The 19966-nt window shown below is 72.2% G+C and carries 15 protein-coding genes and 5 pseudogenes; 3 read left to right on the top strand and 17 right to left on the bottom strand.

Annotated elements, in window-relative coordinates:
- From UK82_RS15350 to UK82_RS31505, 3 genes and pseudogenes are all read right to left on the bottom strand, one after another.
- On the bottom strand, nucleotides 1-2379 hold a 2379-nt coding region (locus UK82_RS15350), incomplete at its 3' end, for an FtsX-like permease family protein (protein ID WP_236705975.1).
- A complete protein-coding gene (locus UK82_RS15345; protein ID WP_044885870.1) occupies nucleotides 2376-2741 on the bottom strand; it encodes an ATP-binding cassette domain-containing protein in 366 nt (121 codons plus the stop codon). The genes UK82_RS15350 and UK82_RS15345, both read right to left, overlap by 4 nt.
- Before the next feature lie 295 nt (nucleotides 2742-3036).
- Nucleotides 3037-3217: pseudogene (locus UK82_RS31505) on the bottom strand (Uma2 family endonuclease); the annotation flags it as partial.
- 371 nt (nucleotides 3218-3588) lie between these two features.
- On the opposite strand from UK82_RS31505, the gene UK82_RS15335 reads away from it, so the two are divergent.
- Together UK82_RS15335 and UK82_RS15330 are read left to right on the top strand one after the other, a co-directional pair.
- Complete coding sequence (locus UK82_RS15335) at nucleotides 3589-4008, top strand: YciI family protein (RefSeq protein ID WP_044885868.1); 420 nt, start codon at nucleotides 3589-3591, stop codon at nucleotides 4006-4008.
- Complete coding sequence (locus UK82_RS15330; protein WP_173667296.1) at nucleotides 4008-5363, top strand: RNA polymerase sigma factor; 1356 nt, start codon at nucleotides 4008-4010, stop codon at nucleotides 5361-5363. Before UK82_RS15335 ends, UK82_RS15330 begins: the two co-directional genes overlap by 1 nt.
- Before the next feature lie 199 nt (nucleotides 5364-5562).
- On the opposite strand, the gene UK82_RS15325 is transcribed toward UK82_RS15330, so the two are convergent.
- From UK82_RS15325 to UK82_RS41510, 12 genes and pseudogenes are all read right to left on the bottom strand, one after another.
- On the bottom strand, nucleotides 5563-6444 hold the full coding sequence (locus UK82_RS15325; RefSeq protein ID WP_055407824.1) for a DUF1684 domain-containing protein: 882 nt from the start codon (nucleotides 6442-6444) through the stop codon (nucleotides 5563-5565).
- Between the two features lie 85 nt (nucleotides 6445-6529).
- The gene (locus UK82_RS15320) at nucleotides 6530-7546 is read right to left on the bottom strand and encodes an LLM class flavin-dependent oxidoreductase (RefSeq protein WP_044885923.1); all 1017 of its coding nucleotides are present in this window, start codon (nucleotides 7544-7546) and stop codon (nucleotides 6530-6532) included.
- Nucleotides 7547-7628: 82 nt separating this feature from the next.
- A complete protein-coding gene (locus UK82_RS15315) occupies nucleotides 7629-9485 on the bottom strand; it encodes an FAD-dependent monooxygenase (protein WP_055407822.1) in 1857 nt (618 codons plus the stop codon).
- A gap of 2 nt (nucleotides 9486-9487) precedes the next feature.
- Nucleotides 9488-10051, bottom strand: a pseudogene (locus tag UK82_RS38030) (nitrilotriacetate monooxygenase); the annotation flags it as partial.
- Between the two features lies 1 nt (nucleotide 10052).
- Nucleotides 10053-10855 (bottom strand): LLM class flavin-dependent oxidoreductase (locus UK82_RS38025; protein ID WP_236705974.1); only part of this gene is annotated, 803 nt, incomplete at its 3' end.
- 58 nt (nucleotides 10856-10913) lie between these two features.
- Nucleotides 10914-12689 (bottom strand): ABC transporter ATP-binding protein, encoded by a 1776-nt coding sequence (nikE, locus tag UK82_RS15305; RefSeq protein ID WP_063897503.1) that lies wholly within the window; start codon nucleotides 12687-12689, stop codon nucleotides 10914-10916.
- Nucleotides 12690-12703: 14 nt separating this feature from the next.
- Nucleotides 12704-13189, bottom strand: a pseudogene (locus UK82_RS38020) (ABC transporter permease); the annotation flags it as partial.
- A 1-nt stretch (nucleotide 13190) separates the two neighbouring features.
- On the bottom strand, nucleotides 13191-13612 hold a 422-nt coding region (locus tag UK82_RS38015; protein ID WP_396230563.1), incomplete at its 3' end, for an ABC transporter permease.
- A gap of 3 nt (nucleotides 13613-13615) precedes the next feature.
- Nucleotides 13616-14638 (bottom strand): ABC transporter permease, encoded by a 1023-nt coding sequence (locus tag UK82_RS15295; RefSeq protein WP_044885862.1) that lies wholly within the window; start codon nucleotides 14636-14638, stop codon nucleotides 13616-13618.
- Nucleotides 14639-14777: 139 nt separating this feature from the next.
- Nucleotides 14778-15420: pseudogene (locus tag UK82_RS38010) on the bottom strand (ABC transporter substrate-binding protein); the annotation flags it as partial.
- 1 nt (nucleotide 15421) lies between these two features.
- The coding region (locus UK82_RS38005; RefSeq protein ID WP_255354299.1) for an ABC transporter substrate-binding protein at nucleotides 15422-16040 on the bottom strand (619 nt) is incomplete at its 3' end.
- Nucleotide 16041: 1 nt separating this feature from the next.
- Nucleotides 16042-16331, bottom strand: a pseudogene (locus tag UK82_RS41510) (peptide ABC transporter permease); the annotation flags it as partial.
- A gap of 648 nt (nucleotides 16332-16979) precedes the next feature.
- On the opposite strand from UK82_RS41510, the gene UK82_RS15285 reads away from it, so the two are divergent.
- A complete protein-coding gene (locus tag UK82_RS15285; RefSeq protein WP_044885860.1) occupies nucleotides 16980-17621 on the top strand; it encodes an ABATE domain-containing protein in 642 nt (213 codons plus the stop codon).
- An 88-nt stretch (nucleotides 17622-17709) separates the two neighbouring features.
- Here the strand turns inward: UK82_RS15285 and UK82_RS15280 are convergent, their stop codons facing one another.
- A complete protein-coding gene (locus tag UK82_RS15280) occupies nucleotides 17710-19062 on the bottom strand; it encodes an NtaA/DmoA family FMN-dependent monooxygenase (protein WP_044885859.1) in 1353 nt (450 codons plus the stop codon).
- The gene (locus tag UK82_RS15275; protein WP_082121955.1) at nucleotides 19059-19877 is read right to left on the bottom strand and encodes an alpha/beta hydrolase fold domain-containing protein; all 819 of its coding nucleotides are present in this window, start codon (nucleotides 19875-19877) and stop codon (nucleotides 19059-19061) included. The genes UK82_RS15280 and UK82_RS15275 overlap by 4 nt, the downstream gene beginning before the upstream one ends.
- Nucleotides 19878-19966: the final 89 nt, after the last annotated feature.

Raw genomic sequence — 19966 nt, 5'->3', positions numbered from 1 at the left:
CACCAGCGTGACGGCGGTGATGGCGGCGCCGACGACGAGGGCGATGGCGGTGATGAGGACGGCCTCCCAGCGCACCATGCGTAGCACCTGGCGGCGGGTGGCGCCGGTCAGTCGCAGAGTGGCGAACTCCCGGCCGCGTTCGAGGGTGGCCGTGACCAGGGTGTTGACGACGGCGATCGCGGCGAACGCGAGGAGCAGGGCGACCAGGAGGTAGTTGGTCCAGGCGTTGAGGTCTTCCTGCCGCTGTTCGGCGTCGGTGAGGGCGGCATGGTCATGGACGTGCAACCCGGGGTAGGCGGTGGTCAGTGTCTGCCAGTCGAGGTGGGCTCCGGGTGCGGTGTCGACCAGGACGGTCTGGATCAGGGGGCTGGTGGTGTGGGTGGCGACGACCGCGTACGGCAGGAGGTAGTCGCCGAACCCGATGTTGCGCCGGTAGACGGCGACCAGTCGCAGGTCGCGTCGGGTGCCGTCGCCGAGCCACAGCCGGACCGTACGGCCCACGTGTTTGCCGTGGGCCTGATCGGCGCTCAGGGCGACGGTGTCGCCGCGCAGGTCGGCCAGTGAGCCGGCGGTGACGTCGAGGTCGAGCAGGCCGGAGGTGCCACCGGGGGTGCCAGGCGCGCCGCCGAAGGTGACGGCCTGGGCGGCGTAGCCATCCGATCCGCCGGTGACGACGGTGGTGGGGGTGAGGCCGGCCGCCGCGGTGACGCCGGGGGTGGCGCGGACGGTGTCGACGAAGCCGGCCGGCAGTCCCTGCCGGGTGGTCAACGCCTGGTCGGCCAGGACGCGGTCGCGGCCCTGCACCTCGCTGGCGTGGGAGCGGCTGGTCTGGAGAAACAGCAGTGTTCCGCCCAGCGCGGTGCACAGCACGAGAGGGGTGAACACCGCGGTGACCCGGCGGGTGTGGGCCCTGCTGTTGGCCACGGCGAGGAAGCCGGAGGTGCGGGACAGGCCGCGGATGAAGGGGCCGAGCAGGGCGAGGGTCAGGCGGGCCACCAGCGGTCCGAGCAGGCCGGCGGCGAACAGGTGGAGCAGGACGGCTCCGGCGGCGATGGCGGTGAGCACGCCGCCGGTGAGGAAGCGGGTCGTGGCGACCACGGCGATCCCGCCGGCCGCGCACAGCAGCCCGAGCAGGAACCGGCCGAAGCCGAGGCGGGCAGGCGGCGCGGAGGCATCGGACAGGGCCTGCGCCGGGCGCAGGCGACCCGCGCGCAGCCCGCTTACCAGGACGGCGAGCTGCGCGGTGAGCACGGTGGCGCCCGCAGCGACGAGCAGCGGGATCCATCCCACGTCCAGGCGCATCGCTGCGGGCGCCACCCCGTGGTCGACCAGGACGGCGCGAAGAACCCAGGCCAGCGCGGCGCCGCCCACCAGGCCAGGCAGGCAGGCGAGCAGGCTGAGCGCCAGGGTCTCCCCGCCGACCAGGCGGCGGATCTGGCGTCCGGTGGCACCGACCGCGCGCAGCAGGGCCAGTTCGCGCCGGCGCTGCTGCACCGACAACGCCAGGGTGCCGGCGAGGACGAACAGCGCGACCGCCATCGAGATGCCGCCGAAGGTCGCGCTGAGCGCGACGACGTTCTCCAGGGCGCTGTCCACGTCGAGGAACTCGGCGGTGCCCCGGCCGTCGCCGGTGCGCACCGACAGCGGCAGGCCCCGCACGGCCCGGCGGACCGCCTTGGCCACGGCGGTGGAGTCGGCATCGGGGGCGGGATAGACACCGAAGACGTCCACCAGGCCCGCGGTGAGGCGGCTCGCCTCGGCGTCGGAGACGAAGACGGCGGGCCTCGGATCGGCGCTGTGGGGGGCGGCGACACCGACGACGGTGTAACCGCCTGCTACCCGGTCGGTGGCGGCCACGGTCACCCGGCTTCCGGGGGCGAGATGCGCGCCGCGGGCGAGGTCTGTGTCGACCACCACCTCCCCGGGGCCGGCCGGTGCGCGTCCCTTCGTCAACCGGTAGGGGGTGAGCCGGGCGCTGCCCCAGCCGTGGAGCTGCACGGTGTCGGGGGTGATGATCTCGGTTCCGGCTATGGCCAGTCCGACGGGCAGCGAGACGTCCGGGACCACCCCGGCCACGCCGGGGACGGCACGCAGCCGGTCGGCGAGGTCCGCCGCGGGGCGCACCCGCTCCGGCAGGGCCACGTGCTCGGTGTTCTTCCCGTCCCCCGAGCCGTAGGTGAAGGCCAGTGACTGCCTGCCCGCGACCACTAGGGGAACGTCCCGGTAGCGCTCGGTCGGCGGATGGGAGGTGAGCGCGGACTGGAACAATAGCCCGCACGCGGTGATCAGCGCACAGGTACACACCAGGGCGACGACCGAGCCGAGGAAGACGGACCTGCGCGTCCGCAGGGTCCGCAGCGCCAACCAGAGCACCGTCACCCCCCGAGCCCGAGCAGGCGCCGGGCCACCGCCTCCGCCGACGGGTGGGGCACGGTGTCCACGATGCGGCCGTCGGAGAGGAACACGACCTCGTCGGCGAACACGATCTCCGGACAGGTGACCAGCGCCCGGGCGATGGCCACCCGCTGCTGCTGCCCGCCGGACAGCGCCGCCGGGCGGTGTCGGACCCGCTCCTGCAGGCCGGTGCGCGCCACCGCCTCGCGCACCCAGGCGCGGTCGGCGCGGGTTCCGGACAACCGGAACGGCAGCGTGATGTTCTCCAGCGCCGTCACCGCGGCCAGACCACCGCCATAGGACTTGACGACCCGCTCCAGCCCAACCACATCCGCGTCACCGTGCATGACCCATATCTTCCTGCCCCACCGCAACCGCGCGCGTACGCTCGCGACAATCTCGTGGGTGCCCCGCGTGCCGCCAAGGTCGAGGGATGGAGAGATTCCGCCGTTCACCCGTTCACCCCAACCGGGAGGTCGGGGCTGCTGGAAGGGACGTCCGACCGGCCGGTCCAGCGGCATCTGCCGGACCTACTACACCCAGCCATTCCTGGCCCGGATCGCCCAGGACAGCATCGCGTTCCTCGCGCAGTTCGCCGAGCACACCGACGGCGGCATCGACATCCGCGACGGCGACGGCGGCACCGGCGGCGGCCTCCAATGCCACCGCGAGGATCTTGACCAGGCGGTTGTGCCGCTTGGACGCGCCGGGGCTCACGACGACCATGCCCGTCCACGATCTCGATGCCCGCGCACTGCTCCTCGGACCACGACTCGTACTCCCCCGCCGTGATCCGCTGATGCATCCAGACAAGGCTGATCATCCCCGACGTGCTGGCGGGCCTCCTTCGGAGGGCCGGACAGACCACATCCGTTCACCCAGCGTAACGCCGATTTCGCCGCCCCCGATCTGTGGATGGCCGGCTCAACCCGACCTGACCTGAGCCTCGCCGCGGTTCCGCGGAACCGCGGACCCGGCCGGCGGCCCCGCGACCGATCGAGCAGTCATGCCGACCCGACTCGACGCCGACCCCCGACTCGATGCCGACCCCCGACTCGATGCCGGCCCCCGACTCGATGCCGGCCACAGAGCAGGCGTCGAATTTTCGTCCGGGTGCCGTGTCGATCGGCGGCTGTGCCGTTCGACCTGGTGGTGAGAGGGTCGGTAGGCGACCCGTGCTCGAGGAGGTCAACGATGGCGAAGTACATGCTGATCATGCGGGCCACGGACGAGTCCCTGGCGAAGATGATGTCGACACCCTTCGAGGAGATGCTCGAGACGGTGGGCCGTTTCAACGAGGAGCTGATCCGGGCCGGCGTACTCGTCGCCGCCGAGGGCCTCGACGATCCGGCCCAGGGCGTGGTGGTCGACTTCGGCGGCGAGACTCCGGTGGTCACCGACGGCCCCTACGGCGAGACGAAGGAGCTGTTCGGCGGCTTCTACCTGATCGACGTCGCGTCGAAGGAGGAGGCGGTGCAGTGGGCCCGGCGCCTGCCGGCGAGTGCCGGCGCAAAGTGCGAGATCCGCCGGGTGCCGACCATCGACGAGTTCCCGCAGGACAACGAGTGGGTCATCAGGGAGCGGGCGTGGCGCGAGCGGACCGGCCAGCTCTGATGCCCGCGGCCGTCGATGGTCCGCCGCGTGACGAGTCGGCCCGGCGGGCCGTCGAGGCCGTCTGGCGGATGTCCTCCGCCCGGATCGTCGGCGCGCTGGCCCGCTACACCGGGGACGTCGACCTCGCCGAGGATGTCGCGCAGGAGGCGGTGGCCCAGGCGCTCGTCGCCTGGTCGCGCGACGGCGTGCCGGCGAACCCGGTGGGCTGGCTACTCACGACCGCCCGGCGGCGCGCCATCGACGGTTTCCGCCGCCGGTCGGCCCTCGACGAGCGCCACGCCCTGCTCGCCGGCCAGCTCGCCGAGGGCGAGACCAGCTCGAGCCTGTACTCGGCCTCGGGCTCTGCCTCGGCCTCGGGCTCGGCCTCGGGCTCGGTGCCACCGGCGGACCGGTCGGACGACCTGCCGTGGGATCCCGACCGGATCGACGACGACGTCCTCGCGCTGACGTTCGTCGCCTGCCACCCGGTGCTCTCCCCCGAGGCCCGCGTGGCGTTGACGCTGCGCGCGGTCGGCGGGCTGACGAGCGAGGAGATAGCCCGGGCGTTCCTGGTACCCGTCGCGACGGTCCAGGCGCGGATCACCCGGGCGAAGAAGACCCTCAGCGCGGCCAGGGTGCCGTTCGCCCTGCCGCCGGCCGAGGAACGACGCGGCCGGCTCGGTGGTGTCCTGAGCGTGCTCTACGTGATCTTCACGGAGGGCTCGACGGCGACCACCGGGGACAGCCTGCTGCGCCCCGACCTCGCCTACGAGGCCATCCGGCTGGCCCGGACGCTGGCCGCCCTGATGCCCGCCGAACCGGAGGTGCACGGGCTGCTCGCCCTGTGCGAACTCACCGCCGCCCGCTTCCCCGCCCGCACCGGTCCCGACGGCGAGGCCGTGCTCCTGGCGGATCAGGACCGGCGCCGCTGGGACCGCTCGGCGATCCGCCGCGGCCTGGCCGCCCTCGACCGGGCCGCGGCGCTCGGGGCCGCCGGCCTCGGACCGTACGGGCTGCAGGCGGCGATCGCCGGCTGCCACGCGTCAGCGCCGTCGGTTCCGGAGACCGACTGGGAGCGGATCGTGCTCCTCTACGAGGCGCTCGGCCGCGTCGCTCCGTCCCCCGTCGTCGAACTCAACCGAGCCGTCGCCGTCGCGATGGCGCAGGGACCGCGGCAGGCACTGGCCATCGTCGACGACCTCGTCGCCACCGACCGGCTGGCGGGGTCGTACCTGCTCCCGAGCGTGCGCGGCGAGCTGCTCGGCCGGCTCGGCCGAACGACGGAGGCCCGATCCGAGCTGGAACTCGCCGCCCGACTCTGCCGCAACGCCCGCGAACGAGCGGTCCTCCTCCACAAGGCGGCCGCGCTGGCGTGACCGTCTTCCGCGGTTCCGCGGTTCCGCGGTTCCGCGCCGCGGGGTCGATGTTCACCCTGTCCGGAAGAAAAAGGGCACCTCAGATCGACCGCTCCACTCATCTGATCGAGCGATCCTGCGCCGCCGCGGGCGGCGGCCTCACCAGCGATGAATCGCGGAGCTATGCCCCCGTGTCCCGGACAAGAGCACCTGCCGGTAATCAGGACGCGGGGTGCTCCCCGGTCTCGGCGGGCTCGGGACGGAAGGTGGGGATCTGCTCGCCCGCCTCGATCGGGATCGTGAGGCGGTTCTGCGGCGGGGCGAGCGGGCAGGGGGCGTACGGGGTGTAGGCGCACTGCAGGTTTCCGGCGCGGTTGAAGTCGAGCACGAGCTGCATGCTGCCCGGGACGGGCAGGGGCGTGATCAGCCGGCGGCTGGCGCGGTAGGTGGTGACGCCGCTCGTCGCATCGGTGAACAGGATGAGTCCGGCGCCCGCGAGATGCTCGGCGCGCAGGAGGATCAGCCGCAGCTCGGCACCGTCGAGGGCGAAGACGGCTTCTCCGATGGCCTCGTGGGTGTGCACGATGCCGTCGACCGCCGCGGCGACCTCGATCGGGCGCGGGGCGGAATACGGCGCGAACTCGGCCGGGATCACCCAGGCGGGGTCGTAGTCGAACGCCGGCGTCCGGACGTAGGTCTCGCGCAGCGGGTGCCGGGGATCGAGCGAGCGGAGCAGGTCGTGCCCGCCGCGGCGGGACAGCTCGACGACGACGTCGCCGAACGACGCCGCCCTGCGGAACTCCCGCTCGCGGACGGGGCCGAAGACATGGCGCCCGGTCACGGCTTCACCGTCGACGGTGAGGGACTCTCCCTCGTCGAGCTCGACGATCGGCCCCTGTTCGCCCGTGGCCCACCGTCCCGGGAAGCCCTCGACGCGGCCGGGCTCGCCGTCGAGGAAGTGCAGTGCGCTGTAGGCGAGGAATCCGTATGGCTCGCGCCGCTGCTGCTCCGCCTCCTCCCGCCACGCGTCCCATTCGGCTCGCGCGGTCTCGGTTGCAGTTGCGGTCTCGGTGGCGGTCGCGGTCTCGGTGGCAGTGGTCATGGTCGATTCCTCACCTTCGATGGTCCGTGCACGTTGACGTCGTTGCCGGTCACGCCGTCGTTGCCGGTCACGCCGTCGTTGCCGGTCACGCCGTCGGGGCCCGGTCGTGCGCCGGGAGACGCGGGAAGATCTCCTGCGCGATCAGCCGAAGTCCGTCGCGGAACTGGGGGGAGGACTGCGGCAGCGGGACGCTGAACAGGTAGTCGGTCGACCGCGTGAACGCGGCGTCCTGCAGGAGCTGCTCGACGACGTCGTCCGGGTCGCCGTACTTCACGTTCGACCTGGTCAGGAACTCCTCGGCCGTGGCCGGCGGGCCGCCCGGGGTGACGTACTGGCCGGGGTTGCGGCGCAGCTCGGAGTCGAGCAGAGCGATCGCGTCGCGCTTGGACGCCGCCGGGAGCACGACGCGGGAGATGCCGATCCGCGGGCTGCGCTCACCGGTGTGGGCGTCGAGGTAGTCGCTGATGAGACCCGCCTGGACCTCGCCGGCGTCCCCGGACGGGACGAGGCGGTGCAGGAGCAGCCGGTCACCGGCGCGCCCGATCTCGGCCGCCGTCCGCGGGTTCCCGGTCGCCTGCCACAGCCGCGGCAGCAGCCCGGCCGGCGGCGGGTACACGCTCACCTCCTTGTCGCCGGCGGCGATCGTGCCACCGAGGGCCCGACGCAGGTCGGCGAGCGCGTGGGCGTACAGCGACTCGCGGTCGTCCTCGGACAGGTTGAAAGCCTCGAAGGCGACGGTGGAGAAACCCCCGCCGTTGCTCTTGCCGACGCCGAACTCCAGCCGCTCGCCGCTGAGCGCGTCGACCAGCGCCGCCGTTTCGGCCAACCGGATCGGGTTGTCGAAGGTGAGCGGGACCACCGCGGTTCCCAGCCTGATCGTCGTCGTGGTCTGCGACGCCGCCGCGAGGAAGGTGAGCGCGGACGGGAGCCCGATGAGGGTGAAGTGCGCCTCCGCGGCCCAGGCCGTCTCGTAGCCGAGTTCCTCCGCGAGGCGGATGACCTCGAGCGACTGGTTGTACGTGCGGGCGGGCTCGCCGTCCGCGGGGATCGTCAGGAACAGCGACAGGCCGCGCTGCGGAGACGACGTCACGTCCACGGTCACCGTCAGGACCTCCAATGCAGGATTGTGGTGAAGTGCGGGCCGCCGACCAGCGCCCGGGGAACGGACCGCGAGCAGCGGGTCCTCACCGTTCGGTCGAGTCGACGAGTTGGCGGGAGTCGGCGGTGCGGGCCGGGGCTTGGGCCTGGGGCTGAGCCGGGGGCTGGGCTGAGAGCTGGCCGCGGCCGTAGACCAGATCCAGCACCGCGCCCGCGTCGAGGCCGCCGAGGTCGCTGCCGTCGCCGCGCCAGGCGACGTGATGGTCCGGCCGGACGAGCGCGTACGGGGCGCCGTACAGCTCGCGCGCCGCCGGATCCGGCAGGTGGATGACCTCGAGCTCGATGCCCCGGGCGTCGGCCGCCGCCTCGAAGGCGCCGACGGTGCTGGCGGTGCCGACGGTGCTGGCGGTGCTGGCGGTGCTGGCGGTGCCGGTGGTGCCGGTGGTGCCGGTGTCGTCGGCGAGGACGAGCAGCGCGACGTGGGAGCCGATCCGGTCGTAGAGGGTGAACCCGAAGGGGTCGAGGTTGCCGTTCGGCGCCCGGTGGCCCGGTCGCGCGTCGTCGGCGTACGCGAAGGCATCCCAGGGCGCCTCGGCCTCGATCTGCCCATCCTCGTACCGGATGACCGACGAGGCGTCGTACCGCTCGTCGAAGACCACCCCGAGCGGCAGGCTGCGGCCCGCCCCGAGGATCTCGCCGATCTCGGCGCGCCGGCGGGCCGCGTCCGGGCTGGTGTCGGCGTCGGCCGGGACCCCGAGGGCGCGGACATGCTCGTACGCGGCCGTGTGCCGCTGATCCTCCGCCAGGGCGTAGTCGGCGATCCGCCAGTTGTGCGGGCGGCGCTCCTCGTCGTAGGAGTCGAGCAGGCGCGGGCCGGCCTGGCCGCGCAGCACGGCCGCGAGCTTCCAGCCGAGGTTCACCACGTCGCCGAAGCCCTCGCACAGGTTGCCGCCCGGCGTGCGGACATGCGCCGCGTCGCCCACCAGCGCGACCCGGTCGCGGTAGAAGGTGTCGGCGATGCGGGTGCTTTTGAAGAACGGGGTGAGCGACACGACCTCGAGGTCGACGTCGAAGCCGAACGCCGCCCGGGCCTGTTTGATCAGCTCGTCCGTGGTCGGATCACGGTCGAGCGGGTACGGCCCGGCGTACGCCCGCCAGTCCGTCTCGTTCAGGGCCGCGAGGAACCCGCAGTAGCGGTCGTTGTAGATCACGGCGGTGGCGGGCGGGAACGCCCCGAGCGCGGCCGAGGTGTCCGAGGTGGTCCGCACGACGAACCGGAAGTACCGCTCCTCGGCGTAGCTGCCCGAGCGCGGAATCTGTGCCAGCGTGCGGACCGTGCTTGTCCCGCCGTCGGCGCCGACGACGTACCGGGAGCGGATCGTGCGCCGCCGGCCGGTCTCGACCTCGACCACCGTCGTCGTCACGCCGTCGGGGTCGCTCGCCAGGTCCTCGACTCGCCAGCCGCCCGAGACCGCGGTGCCGATCTCCGCGAGCCGGTCGAGGAAGACGCGCTGCAACACCGTCTGCGGCCGGCGCAGCATGGTCTCGGTGGAGTACCGGCCGGTCGTGCCGAGCCCGAACGACCGCAGGGTGGTCCCCGCGAGCTGGTGCCCGGCGAGCGAGGTGAGCAGGAGATTGCCGGTGTTCCACTCCGGCGGGAAGGTCCACGCGTGCTGGATCCGTTGCAGCAGCCCCCACCCGCGGATGACCTCGAGCGCGCGGGGCGTGTACCCGGCGGCGCCGGCCCGGACCAGCGTCGCCCCGGGCGCGGCATCCACCACCGCGGCCCCCACCCCGTGCCGGTGGAGCTCGAGGGCGGTGCCGAGGCCGTTGGGTCCGGCGCCGACCACGAGGACGTCGACCCGCTCGGCGGGGTCGGTCCGCGGGAACACGAGGGCGTCGACCTGCCGCTTGCCGCGACTGATCTCGTTGCGTGCGGGCATGGCTACCGCCGCCCCCCGTCGCGGACCGGATCGCTGGACTCCCCCGTCGCGGCGGCGCCGCGCGCCGCGCCGGAGATCCCGAGGTTGTCCCGCAGGGTGTCGTGGGCGTACTCGCGCCGGAACCGGCCGCGGTCCTGCAGCTCCGTCACCACGCCGTCGATGAACTCGACGAAGCCCGCGGGCTGGACGTCGATGTTGATGACGAAGCCGTCCGACGCCCGGGTGTCGACCCATTCCACGATGTCGTCGGCGACCTGCTCCGGGGTGCCCACGATCATTCGCTGGCCGCCGGAGAGGTTGTGGAACAGCAACTGGCGGATGGTGAGCCCCCGGCGCCGCGCCTCGGCGACGAGCTGGTCCCGACGCGCGGTCACCGCCGGCGCGGCCGCGCGCGCCGCCAGCTCGGAGTAGGGCAACTGCGCGTCGAGGTCGAGCCCGGAGACGTCGAACTCCAACTGTGCGGTGAGGAGCTCGACCAGCGGCCCCACGGCGAGCAGCTCGTCCAGCTCCCGCTTGCGCTCGCGGGCCGCGGCCTCGGTCGCCCCGAGGACGGTGAACAGACCTGGNAGGACGAGGAGATCGTCGGGATCCCGCCCGTTCTTCGCCGCGAGCCCCTTGACCTCGGCCGAGAACTCCCGCGACAGCTCCGGAAGCCGCTGCGAGGTGAACAGCGCGTCCGCCCAGCGGGCGCCCAGTTCCTTGCTCTGTCTCGACGCCCCGGCCTGGAAGAGCACCGGGCGGCGGCCCTGGTAGCCGCCGGGCAGCGGGAGCACCCCGGACGTCCGGTAGAACTCGCCCGCGACGTCCACCGGCCGGGTGCGCCGCGCGTCGATGTAAAGGTCGGCCTCCGCGTCGGCGACCACCGCCTCCTCGGGAAGCGAGGCCCACAGTGCGTCGACGGCGGCGATGAACTCCTCGGCCTTGCGGTAGCGCGCCTGCGGTTCGAGGATCTCGTCGACGCCGAGCGCGGAGCGGGTGACGTCCTCCTGGCTGGTGATGATGTTCCAGCCGGCGCGTCCCTTGCTGACGTGGTCGAGGGTCGCGATCGAGCGGGCGAGCAGGAACGGGTTGCCGTGGATGGCCGGGTTGGTCGACACGAGTCCGATGTGCTCGGTCTCGCGCGCCAGCGCGGCGAGCAGGACGGTCGGATCCGTCCCGCGCCAGGGCCGACGGTAGGAGGCGGCGTCGAGCGAACCAAGGCGGTCCGCGATGAAGATCGCATCGAAGCGGGCCCGTTCGGCGAGCCGCGCGATCTCGGTGTAGTAGTCGATGCCGGCGATCCAGTCCGAGGTCGGCGGCAGGGTCTTCCAGGCCGCGTCGTGGCGGCCGGTCGCCTGCAGGTTCAGGCAGAGCCGCACCTGTCTTGTCATGGTCTTCCCTTGTGATCGTCGGGATCAGGTGGTCGGCGGCGTCAGGTGGTCGGCGGCGTCAGGAGACGGCGAGTCCGGCCCGCAACCGTTCGCGCTGCACGCGGTCGGTCGGTCCGGAGGTGAGGGTCGGCGCCGAGCCCACGAGCAGCCGGGTGTAGGGGTGCGTGGGGGCGGTGACGATGCGCGCGGTGTCGCCGGCCTCGACGATCCGGCTGCGGTAGAGCACGATCGTCCGGTCGGAGATCCCCGCGACCGACCCGAGATCGTGGGAGATGAACAGCATCGCGACGTCGACGGTGGAGCGCAGTTCGCGGAGCAGTTCGAGGATCGCGACGCGGTTGGCCGAGTCCAGGGCACTCACCGGCTCGTCCAGGATCAGCAGGCGCGGCTCGCCGATGAGCGCGCGGGCGATCGCCACCCGCTGGCGCTGCCCGCCGGAGAGCTCGCCGGGGAACCGGTCCAGCAGTGACTCGTCGAGCCGGACAGCGCGGAACTGACGGCGGACGGCGGCGTCGATCGCCGCCCGGTCGAACCCGCCGCGGATGCGCAGCGGTTCCGCGACGGACGCGGCGACGGTGTGCTCCGGATCGAGGCTGCGCAGCGGATCCTGGAACACGTACTGGACGACACCGTCGCGGCCGAACGCCCGCCGCTCCCGCCCCGACAGGTGGGTGACGTCGCGTCCGCCGACGTGCACGGAGCCGGCCGTGGCCCGCACCAGGCCGAGCACCGCGCGCGCGAGGGTGGACTTGCCCGCCCCGGACTCACCGATGACGCCGACGGTCTCGCCCGGGCGGATCACCAGCGAGGCGTCCTCGAGCGCCTGCTTGCGCCCGCGGCCACGGCCGAAGTGGACGCCCAGCCCGTCGACCCGCAGGACCGGCTCCGTCGACTCGGGCGCGCTCGAACTCCTGGGCGCCGGTACCGACACCGATACCGACACCGGCTCCAACACCGACACCGACACCGGCAGGCGCGGACCGGAGGCGGAGGAGGCGGCGGCGCTCAGGCCGTACTGCTCGTGCTCGGCGACCAGCAGCCGCGTGTATTCGTGCTGCGGAGCGTGCAGGATCGCGGCCGTGGGGCCCTGCTCGACGACGTGCCCCTCACGCATGACGAGCACCTCGTCGCAGAGCTGCGCCACGACGGCGAGATCGTGCGAGACGACGATGAGCGACAGCCCGATCCGTTCCTTCAGCTCGACGAGCAGGTCGAGGATGCCGGCCTGCACCGTGGTGTCGAGCGCGGTCGTCGCCTCGTCCGCGATGAGCACCTCGGGCTCGAGGGAGATCGCGATGGCGATGAGAACGCGTTGCAGCATCCCGCCGGACAGCTCGTGCACGTACTGCTCGTAGACGTAGTCGGGATCACGCAGGTGGACGGCGTCGAGCAGCTCGATGGCCCGCTGCTTCGCCGCGGCCCGGCTGAGCCCCTGCTTGACCCGCAGTACCTCCTGGACCTGCTTGCCGACCCGGATCGACGGGTTGAGGTACGACGCCGGGTCCTGGAAGACGGCGCTGATCGAGGTGCCGCGCAGGGCCGTCCACTCCGGCCGGGACAGGCCGGTGACGTCGCGGCCGAGCAGCTCGATCGAGCCGCCTGCGACCTCGATGTGCTCCGGCAGGACGCCGAGCACGGCCTTGCAGGTCAGCGACTTGCCGCTGCCGGACTCCCCGACGATGCCGACGACCCCGCCGCGCCTCAGCCGCAGGCTCACGCCGTGCACCAGCTCCTCGTCGGCGGCGTCGTTGTGGATCCGCACATCGGTCAGCGTGAGCACCGTGTCGCGGTCGACCGCGTCTCGGTCGGCGGGACCAGCCACGCTCGGCGTCATCTGCTGCTCCTCAGTCATGGCCGGGACGGATCTGCCGGGTCCGCCAGGTCTGCCAGGGCGGCGAGCCGCCGTGTCCGGTTGGACCTGGCGGTCTTCGCGCCGGTCAGGGCGCGGCCGGTCTCGCCCGCGGCGTCCCGGATGGCGTCCGCGAGGAGGTTGCAGGCCAGGACGGCGGCGAGGATGAGCAGGGTCGGGAAGATCGGTGCGTACGGCTTCTGAGCGAGGTAACCCAGATCGGACGCGAGGATCCCGCCCCAGGTCGGGGTGGGCGGCTGGATCCCGATCCCGAGGAAGGTCAGGCTCGAGATCACCACCAGCCCGATGCCGAGGGTGGTGGCCAGGGTGACGGCGATCGACGGCAGCACCTTGGACCACACGTGACTGCGGACGATCCAGGACGTCGACGCCCCGGCGATGGAGGCCGCCTCCACGTACTGCGACCGGGCGACGGACATCGTCGCCGCCCGGCTTACCCGGTAGAACACGGGCGCGAGGAGCATNCCGACAACGATCATGGCCTGGGTGATCCCGTTGCCGAGCAACGCCGTCATGGCGACCGCGAAGACGAGGAACGGCAGGGCGATGAACGTGTCGACGACCCGCAGGCTCAGCCACTCGAACACCGAGCCGAGATAGACCGACAGGATGCCGGGGATCGTGCCGAGCACCAGGGCGATCCCGGCGACCTCCAGCGCGCTCACGATGCTCAGCGGCGCGCCGGCGAGGATGCGACTGAGCACGTCGCGGCCGATGTAGTCGGTGCCCAGCCAGTGCTTGGCCGAGGGCCCCGCGAGCGTCTGGTCGCCGCCCTTGAGCGGGTCGTAGGGCGCCAGGACGGGGCCCAGCACGGTCACGAGGGCGATGATCGCGAGCAGCGCGAGGGCGACCCGCGCGGTCGTGAGCCGCAACACGGTTCTGATCACGCCTCAGACTCCCCGGTCGGCGTCAGGGGTGACGCGGTTGAGCACGATGTTGACGAGCAGGTTGAACACCACGACGAGGACGACCGAGACGACGAGCACGCCCTGGACGGCCGGCACGTCGCCGCGGACCGCGGCCTGGCTGGCGTACACGCCGTACCCGGAGAGCCCGAAGATCGCCTCGATGATCACCGCGCCGCCCAGCAGGTTGGGGAACTTCAGGCCGAGGACCGCCAACGCCGGCGCGATGCCGTTGCGCAGCACGTGCACGAAGAAGATCCGGCGCGGGCCGAGGCCGCGCACGATCGCGCCGGTGACGTAGTTCCCGCGGTAGGCCGACACCAGGCCGTTGCGCAGCTGCCGAGCCACGTCGGCGGCCGTGTCGAAGCTGAGCGCGATCGCGGGGAGGAGGAGATGGCTCAGCCACGGGCCCAGCCCGGCCTGGATCGGCACGTAGCCGGCGGCCGGCAGGAGCTGCAGGCTCACCGCGAACACCGCCGCCAGCCCGATCCCCACGATGAACGGCGGCAGCACCGAGATGACCGTGGTGAAGGTGGTGATCGCCCGGTCGGGCCAGCGGGTGTGGAAGTGGGCGGCGAGCGCGCCGAGCAGGAATCCGAACACGATGCCGAGGACGAGGGCGACCCCGGCGGCCGAGAGCGTGATCGCGGCCCGCTGGCCGAGCGCGTGCGCCACGCTGAGCCCGTTGTACCAGCTCGTTCCCAGGTCGCCGTGCAGGACCGAGCCGAGCCAGTCCCCGTACTGGACGAGAAAGGGGCGGTCGAGGCCCCACTTGTGCTCGATGACCGCCACGGCCTGCGGGGAGGCCGCGTCGCCGAGCTGCAGGTAGGCGGGGCTGCGCCCGCTGAGATGCCCGAGCAGGTAGGTGAGGAAGGTGCCGAGCAGGAACACCGGAACGAAGATCGCGAGCAGCCGGGCGGTCGAGGCGGCCGCCCGGCCGATCCGGTGAGCGACCACGCCACGATGGGCGGCAGGCGGCGCGGTGAGCGCGGGCGGTGGTGCGGACACTGGCTTCTACTCCCGTTGATCTTTCGTCGTGCGGGCTACTCGCTGGTCGGCGGGGTCGGTCGGGTCGGCGGGGTCGGCGGGGTCGGCGGGGTCGGTCGGGCAGGCGGGGCCCGTCTGCACGGACCCCGCCTGCGCCGGTTCAGTCGCCGTGGGTGAAGGTGACGCCCTTCCAGCTCAGGAAGCCGTCGATCGCGGGCAGGTCGGACAGCGACTTCTTCTTGGCGATGGCGGAGGCGTAGGTGTAGAGCGACACCGTGGAGCCGTTCTCGTAGCCGGCCTTCGCGGCGGCCTGCAGGCGGGACGGGTAGTCCGGCGAGTCGAGGGGCGTGGCCCGGACCGCCTTGAGCGCCTGCTGGAAGGGCGCGGACGTGTACGGCGAGCTCAGGTTGAGCACCCCGCCGGTGTCGTAGTGCTCGGTGAGCGCCTGGACGTGGGAGTCACGGCCGACGTAGCCGAAGATCGACGCGGCGAGCGTCTTGCCGTAGTACCCCTTGCCCCAGTTGGCGAAGTCGGTCAGCTTGATGGTCGTCCTGATGCCGACGGCCTTGAGCTGCCCCTGGAGGACTTCCGCAACCTGGTCGAAGTTGGTGGCGACGCCGGCGATGTCGAAGGAGATGGCACCGTCCGCGTAGCCGGCCTTCGCCAGGATCTCCCGAGCCCGGGCCGGGTTGTAGGGGTGCTCGGAGTCCAGCGCGTCGACGTAGGCCGGGTGCCCCTTGGGGAAGGGCTGGTGGCTGGGCTCGCCCTCACCGAATCCGAGCTTGGTGGCGAACTCGGCGGGGNTGACGGCGTAGCGGATCGCCTCGACGACCTTCGGGTCAGTGAACGGCGCCTTGTTGACGTTGAGGCTCAGGAAGGTCGACCCCCACTGGCGGTTGACTCCCGCCAGGATGTCGAAACCCGCGCTGCGGGCCTGCTGGATCTGCGAGCCGTCGATCTGGGCGAAGTTGTACACGCCGGACTGCAGGCCCGGCACGAGCGTGTTCGCGTCGATGCCGAAGTTGATCTCGATCCGCTTGACGTGGATGTTCGCCGCGTCCCAGTAGCCGTCCCACTTCTCCAGGACGATCTTCGATTCGGGGACGATCTCCACGACCTTGTACGGACCGGCGCCGACCGGGTTCGTCTGGCTGAGCTTGACCGGATCCGCCTGCGCGGCCGCCTTGCTGGGCAGCATGCCGCCGCGCACGGAGAGCAGGCGGGGGATCTGGTAGTCCTGCTGGCCGAGGTCGAGCCGCACCGTGAGGTCGTCGATCACGGTCGCCGACTTGACGTTGTTGTACGACCCCTTCAGCGCCGAGTTCTGCTGCGACTTGATCCGGTCGATGTGGAACTTGACGGCCTCGGCGTTGACCGGCGTCCCGTCCTGGAAGGTCAGCTTGGGCTTCAGCCGGATGGTGATNTGGTCGCCGGCCTGGTTGTACGAGTAGCTCTCGGCGAGAGCCGGCTTCACCTCACGCTTCTCGTTCAGCGTGAACAGCGACTCGTAGATGGGCGTGAGGTAGTTCGTCGCCCCGGTCGATCCGGTGACGACCGGGTCCCAGGCAGTCGCGATCTGCTTGGTCCCCCAGTGGACCGTGTCCGAGCCGCTCCCCCCGCCGGCGGCCGCGCTGGTCGAGCATCCGGCCAGAAGTGCGCCGGCCGTCACCAGTGCGGTGAGCACGCCGATGCGCCGCTTCCTCGTTCTGATCATGTCTCTCCGATCGGGGGATCGTTCGGGTGCCGCCATGGCTGTGCCGGCGGTCGTCGCACGACGGGCGTGATGGTTCGCGCGACGGGAGGGAGGTCCCGTCGCTGTTGTCGACGTCGTTGTCGGGGTTGCCGTCCTCGGCACGACCGTCCGGCCGGGTCTGGGGGCCCGGCGACGGCGCATCAGGGGGACGTGTCCGAACCCGGCGCCACGCCTCTGGAGCGCGGGTGGACTGTGGAGGGAGAACTACTCAGGAGGGGCCGCTGCTTGGGAGGGGCCGCTGTTCGGGAGGGGCCGCTGTTCGGGAGGGGATCTGTGCGTGTGGAGCGCTCACGCTCGGGGGCACCGCCTGGGGGCCCCGCCCCTCATCGACAGATGGCGCTACCGGTACGCATGAAGTCGACCTCACGACAGGTGACGAGCGGCATGAGCGCGCGAAGGCCCGGCACCAGGCCCGGCACATCCGCCCTCGGTTCCTCGATCGTCACGCGACCGATCAAAGCCGGCCGGAGCGGCGATGTCAACCCATGTTGTAATGATTCTGTGCAGGTAACCCGATGCAACCCCAGCATGACGTGCGACAGCGACCCCGCATCTCATGCCATCATCCCTTGACGATGACCTGCAGGTTCCGGCAGTCCAAGGAGTCCCTTGACCAGATCCGTTGCGGCCGAACCCACCCCGATGCGCACGACCGCCCGCTCCAGGCCGGTCGACACCGGCAGCCTCTGTCTCGACCTCGTCGCCACCCGCACCCCGGGCGGCCCGGATCTGCTCACCGCGACAGCCGGCGCGGCGGCGTGGCTCGGCACGTTCGACCTGCCGACCCCGGCGGCCGGGCTCACGTCGCGTGACCTGGACCGGATCCAGGAACTGCGCGCCGCCGTGGACCGCCTCGTCCAGGCCCGGCTCGCCGGCACCGGCCCCGATCCCGAGGATGTCGGGCACCTCAACACCTGCGCCGCGGCGCCGACGCCGACATCCTTTCTCCGCGGGGATGCGTGGGCGCGGATCGAGGTCCCGCAGCCCGACCTGGCCGGCGTGCTGTCCGTTCTCGCGCGCGACGCGGTCCACCTGTTGACCACGAGCGAGCCGAGCCGCCTGCGCTCCTGCGAGGGCTGCGGGCTCGCCTTCTACGACCGCTCACCCTCCGGCGGCCGGCGCTGGTGCTCGATGAAGCGCTGCGGCGAGCGCACCGCCTCTGCCAACTACCGCAGACGCCACGCCGATGCCGACAACGGCGGTGCCCCTGACGGCCAGCCGACCCACGCATCGAGTCAACAATTCGGATGATCTGCGGCCGCGCCGGCGGCATCGTGACCGTGCTCGGACTGGCTGAGCCCACCGGTTGCAACGTGACCATGCCGTGGCAGCACGACGGTCACGGCAGTGCGTGCTTGGCTGCTTCGGGCAGCGGCAGGCCGAGCCGCTCCCGCAAGGTGGCTTCCTGATATTCGTGGGGCCACAGCCCTCGGCGTCGCAGGATCGGGATGACGTGGTCGACGAAGGCGGGCAGGCCGTCGGCGATCACATCCGGCATGAGGGTGAAGCCGTCCGCGGCGCCGCCCCGGTACCAGTCCTCGATGATGTCGGCGACCCGTTCGGGTGGCCCGGCCGCGACGAGGTGGCCGCCCCAGCGCGGGCGCAGCAGGTCGCGCACGCTGAGCCCACGGTGGGCCCGTTCCAGCAGCCCGAGGTCGAGGACTCCGACCGCGCCGTCCACGCCCAGCGGCGGCAGCAGGTGGGGCGGGATGGGACGGTCGGGGTCCAGGGTCTCCGGGTCGAGGATGTCCGGGTCGAGGCGGAGTTTGTCGGCGAGGACAGCCCGCGCGCTGTCGCGATAGGCGAGCTCGTCGAGACGGCGCAGCCGATCGGCGGCTTCGGCGTCGCTGCTGGCGATGGAGGTCATCAGGCCGGGCAGGATGGTGATGGAGGCGGGGTCGCGGCCGTAGCCGGCCGCCCGGCCGCGGATGTCGGCGGCATACGCGCGGGCGGCGTCAAGGCTGGTGGCGCCGGAGAAGACGGCGTCGGCGGTGCGGGCGGCGAGGTCGCGTCCGGGGTCGGAGGCGCCGGCCTGGAAGATGACGGGATACCCCTGCTCGGACGGTGGGAGCGGCAGCGGTCCGCGGACCACGAAGGTGGCGCCGCGATGGTCGATCGGAACCAGCTTGCCGCGGTCGGTGAACGCGCCGGTGGCGACGTCGGCGAGCAGCGCGCCGGGCCGCCAGCTGGCCCACAGGGCGCGCACGACGTCGACGAACTCGTTGCCGCGGCCGTAGCGGTCCGCCCGGTCGGCGATGCGGGCCTCCCCGAAGTTCTCGGCGATGACGGGTACGAAGGTGGTGACGGCGTTCCAGCCGACTCGGCCGTGGCTGACGAGGTCGAGGGAGTGGAATCGGCGGGCGATGTTGTAGGGCTCGTTGAAGCTGGTCGACGCGGTGCCGACCAGGCCGATGTGCGTGGTGGCGCGGGCGATCGCGGTGAGGATGACGGTCGGTTCGAGGTAGTACGCCTCCTGGGGGTGGTCGGTGAGATCACCCCACAGCCCGGGCACATCGGAGAGGAAGACCGCGTCGAGCAGGCCGCGTTCGGCGACCTGGGCGGCCTCGACCCACCGGTCGACGCTGGCGAAGGTGTAGGGGTCGGCCTCCGGCCAGCGCCAGGCGCCCGGGTGCACCCCGGTGGCGGCGCCGACCAGGTGTACCGTCAGGTGGAGACGGCGGGAGCCGGTCATCGGGTGGCGAAGTCGAGCACCTCGTCGCGGGCGAGTTCGAGGTCGCCGAGGGCGAAGAAGGTGGGCGGCAGGCCGGCGAGGTCGGTCGCGCGGGCGGGAGCGGCATAGGCCGGGATCGACTCACCGCCGGGTGGGCCGGCCGGGCCGAGGTAGCTGGTCCAGCCACGCAGCGAGGCCGCGCGGTGCCAGGTGCGTTCGTCGTTGATCGCGTGGCTGGAGGCGGTGCGGTGCCGGTCGTCCAGTACCGGGGCGTGCAGGAGGAGCAGCGACGGAAGCGGCTGCCCATGATCGCGCAGGTACAGGGCCAGGCCGGCGGCGATCGCCGCGCCGGCGCTGGAGCCGACGATGGCTGATCGCGTTGGATCGACCCCGAGCTGCGCGGCCGTGTCGTGCAGCCACTGCCAGGCGGCCGCGGCGTCCTGGAGCGCCGCCGGGTAGGGGTGGGTCGGGGCGAGTCGGTAGCCGACCGAGACCACGACTGCCTCGGCTGCGCGCGCATACCAGTCGCAGTGCGGGTCGAACTGCTCCAGCTCGCCCATGGTGAATCCGCTACCGTGGACGAACAGCACCGCCGGAGCCGGGTCGGGCCCGTCAGCCGGGCGGTAGCTGCGTACCGGAACCCGATGGCCCGGATCGACGCCCACCACCGCGTCCTGCGGGAACGTGGCCGGGCCACCCGGCCAGAGTTGATCAAGAACCCGTCGTTGTGGTGGATGCAGGAATCGTGCGCGCAGTTGCGGGTCCAGACGCTCGGGCAGCGGCGTGCTCATCGCGCGGCCGTGGGCTGGGCCGTGCGCCTCCTGCTGTCGGGTCACGACCGCTCCTCCGCACCCCAGGCAACTTTTCCTGTCCGGATATTATGTTGAACGATCGAGTTTAATATATCAGTCAGCGTGTAACGCCG

This window comes from Frankia sp. ACN1ag, from assembly GCF_001414035.1.
GTDB classification, from domain to species: Bacteria; Actinomycetota; Actinomycetes; order Frankiales; family Frankiaceae; genus Frankia; species Frankia torreyi.
Note: the sequence above shows the minus strand (reverse complement) of the source record. Positions and strands in the feature narration are given on the sequence as shown.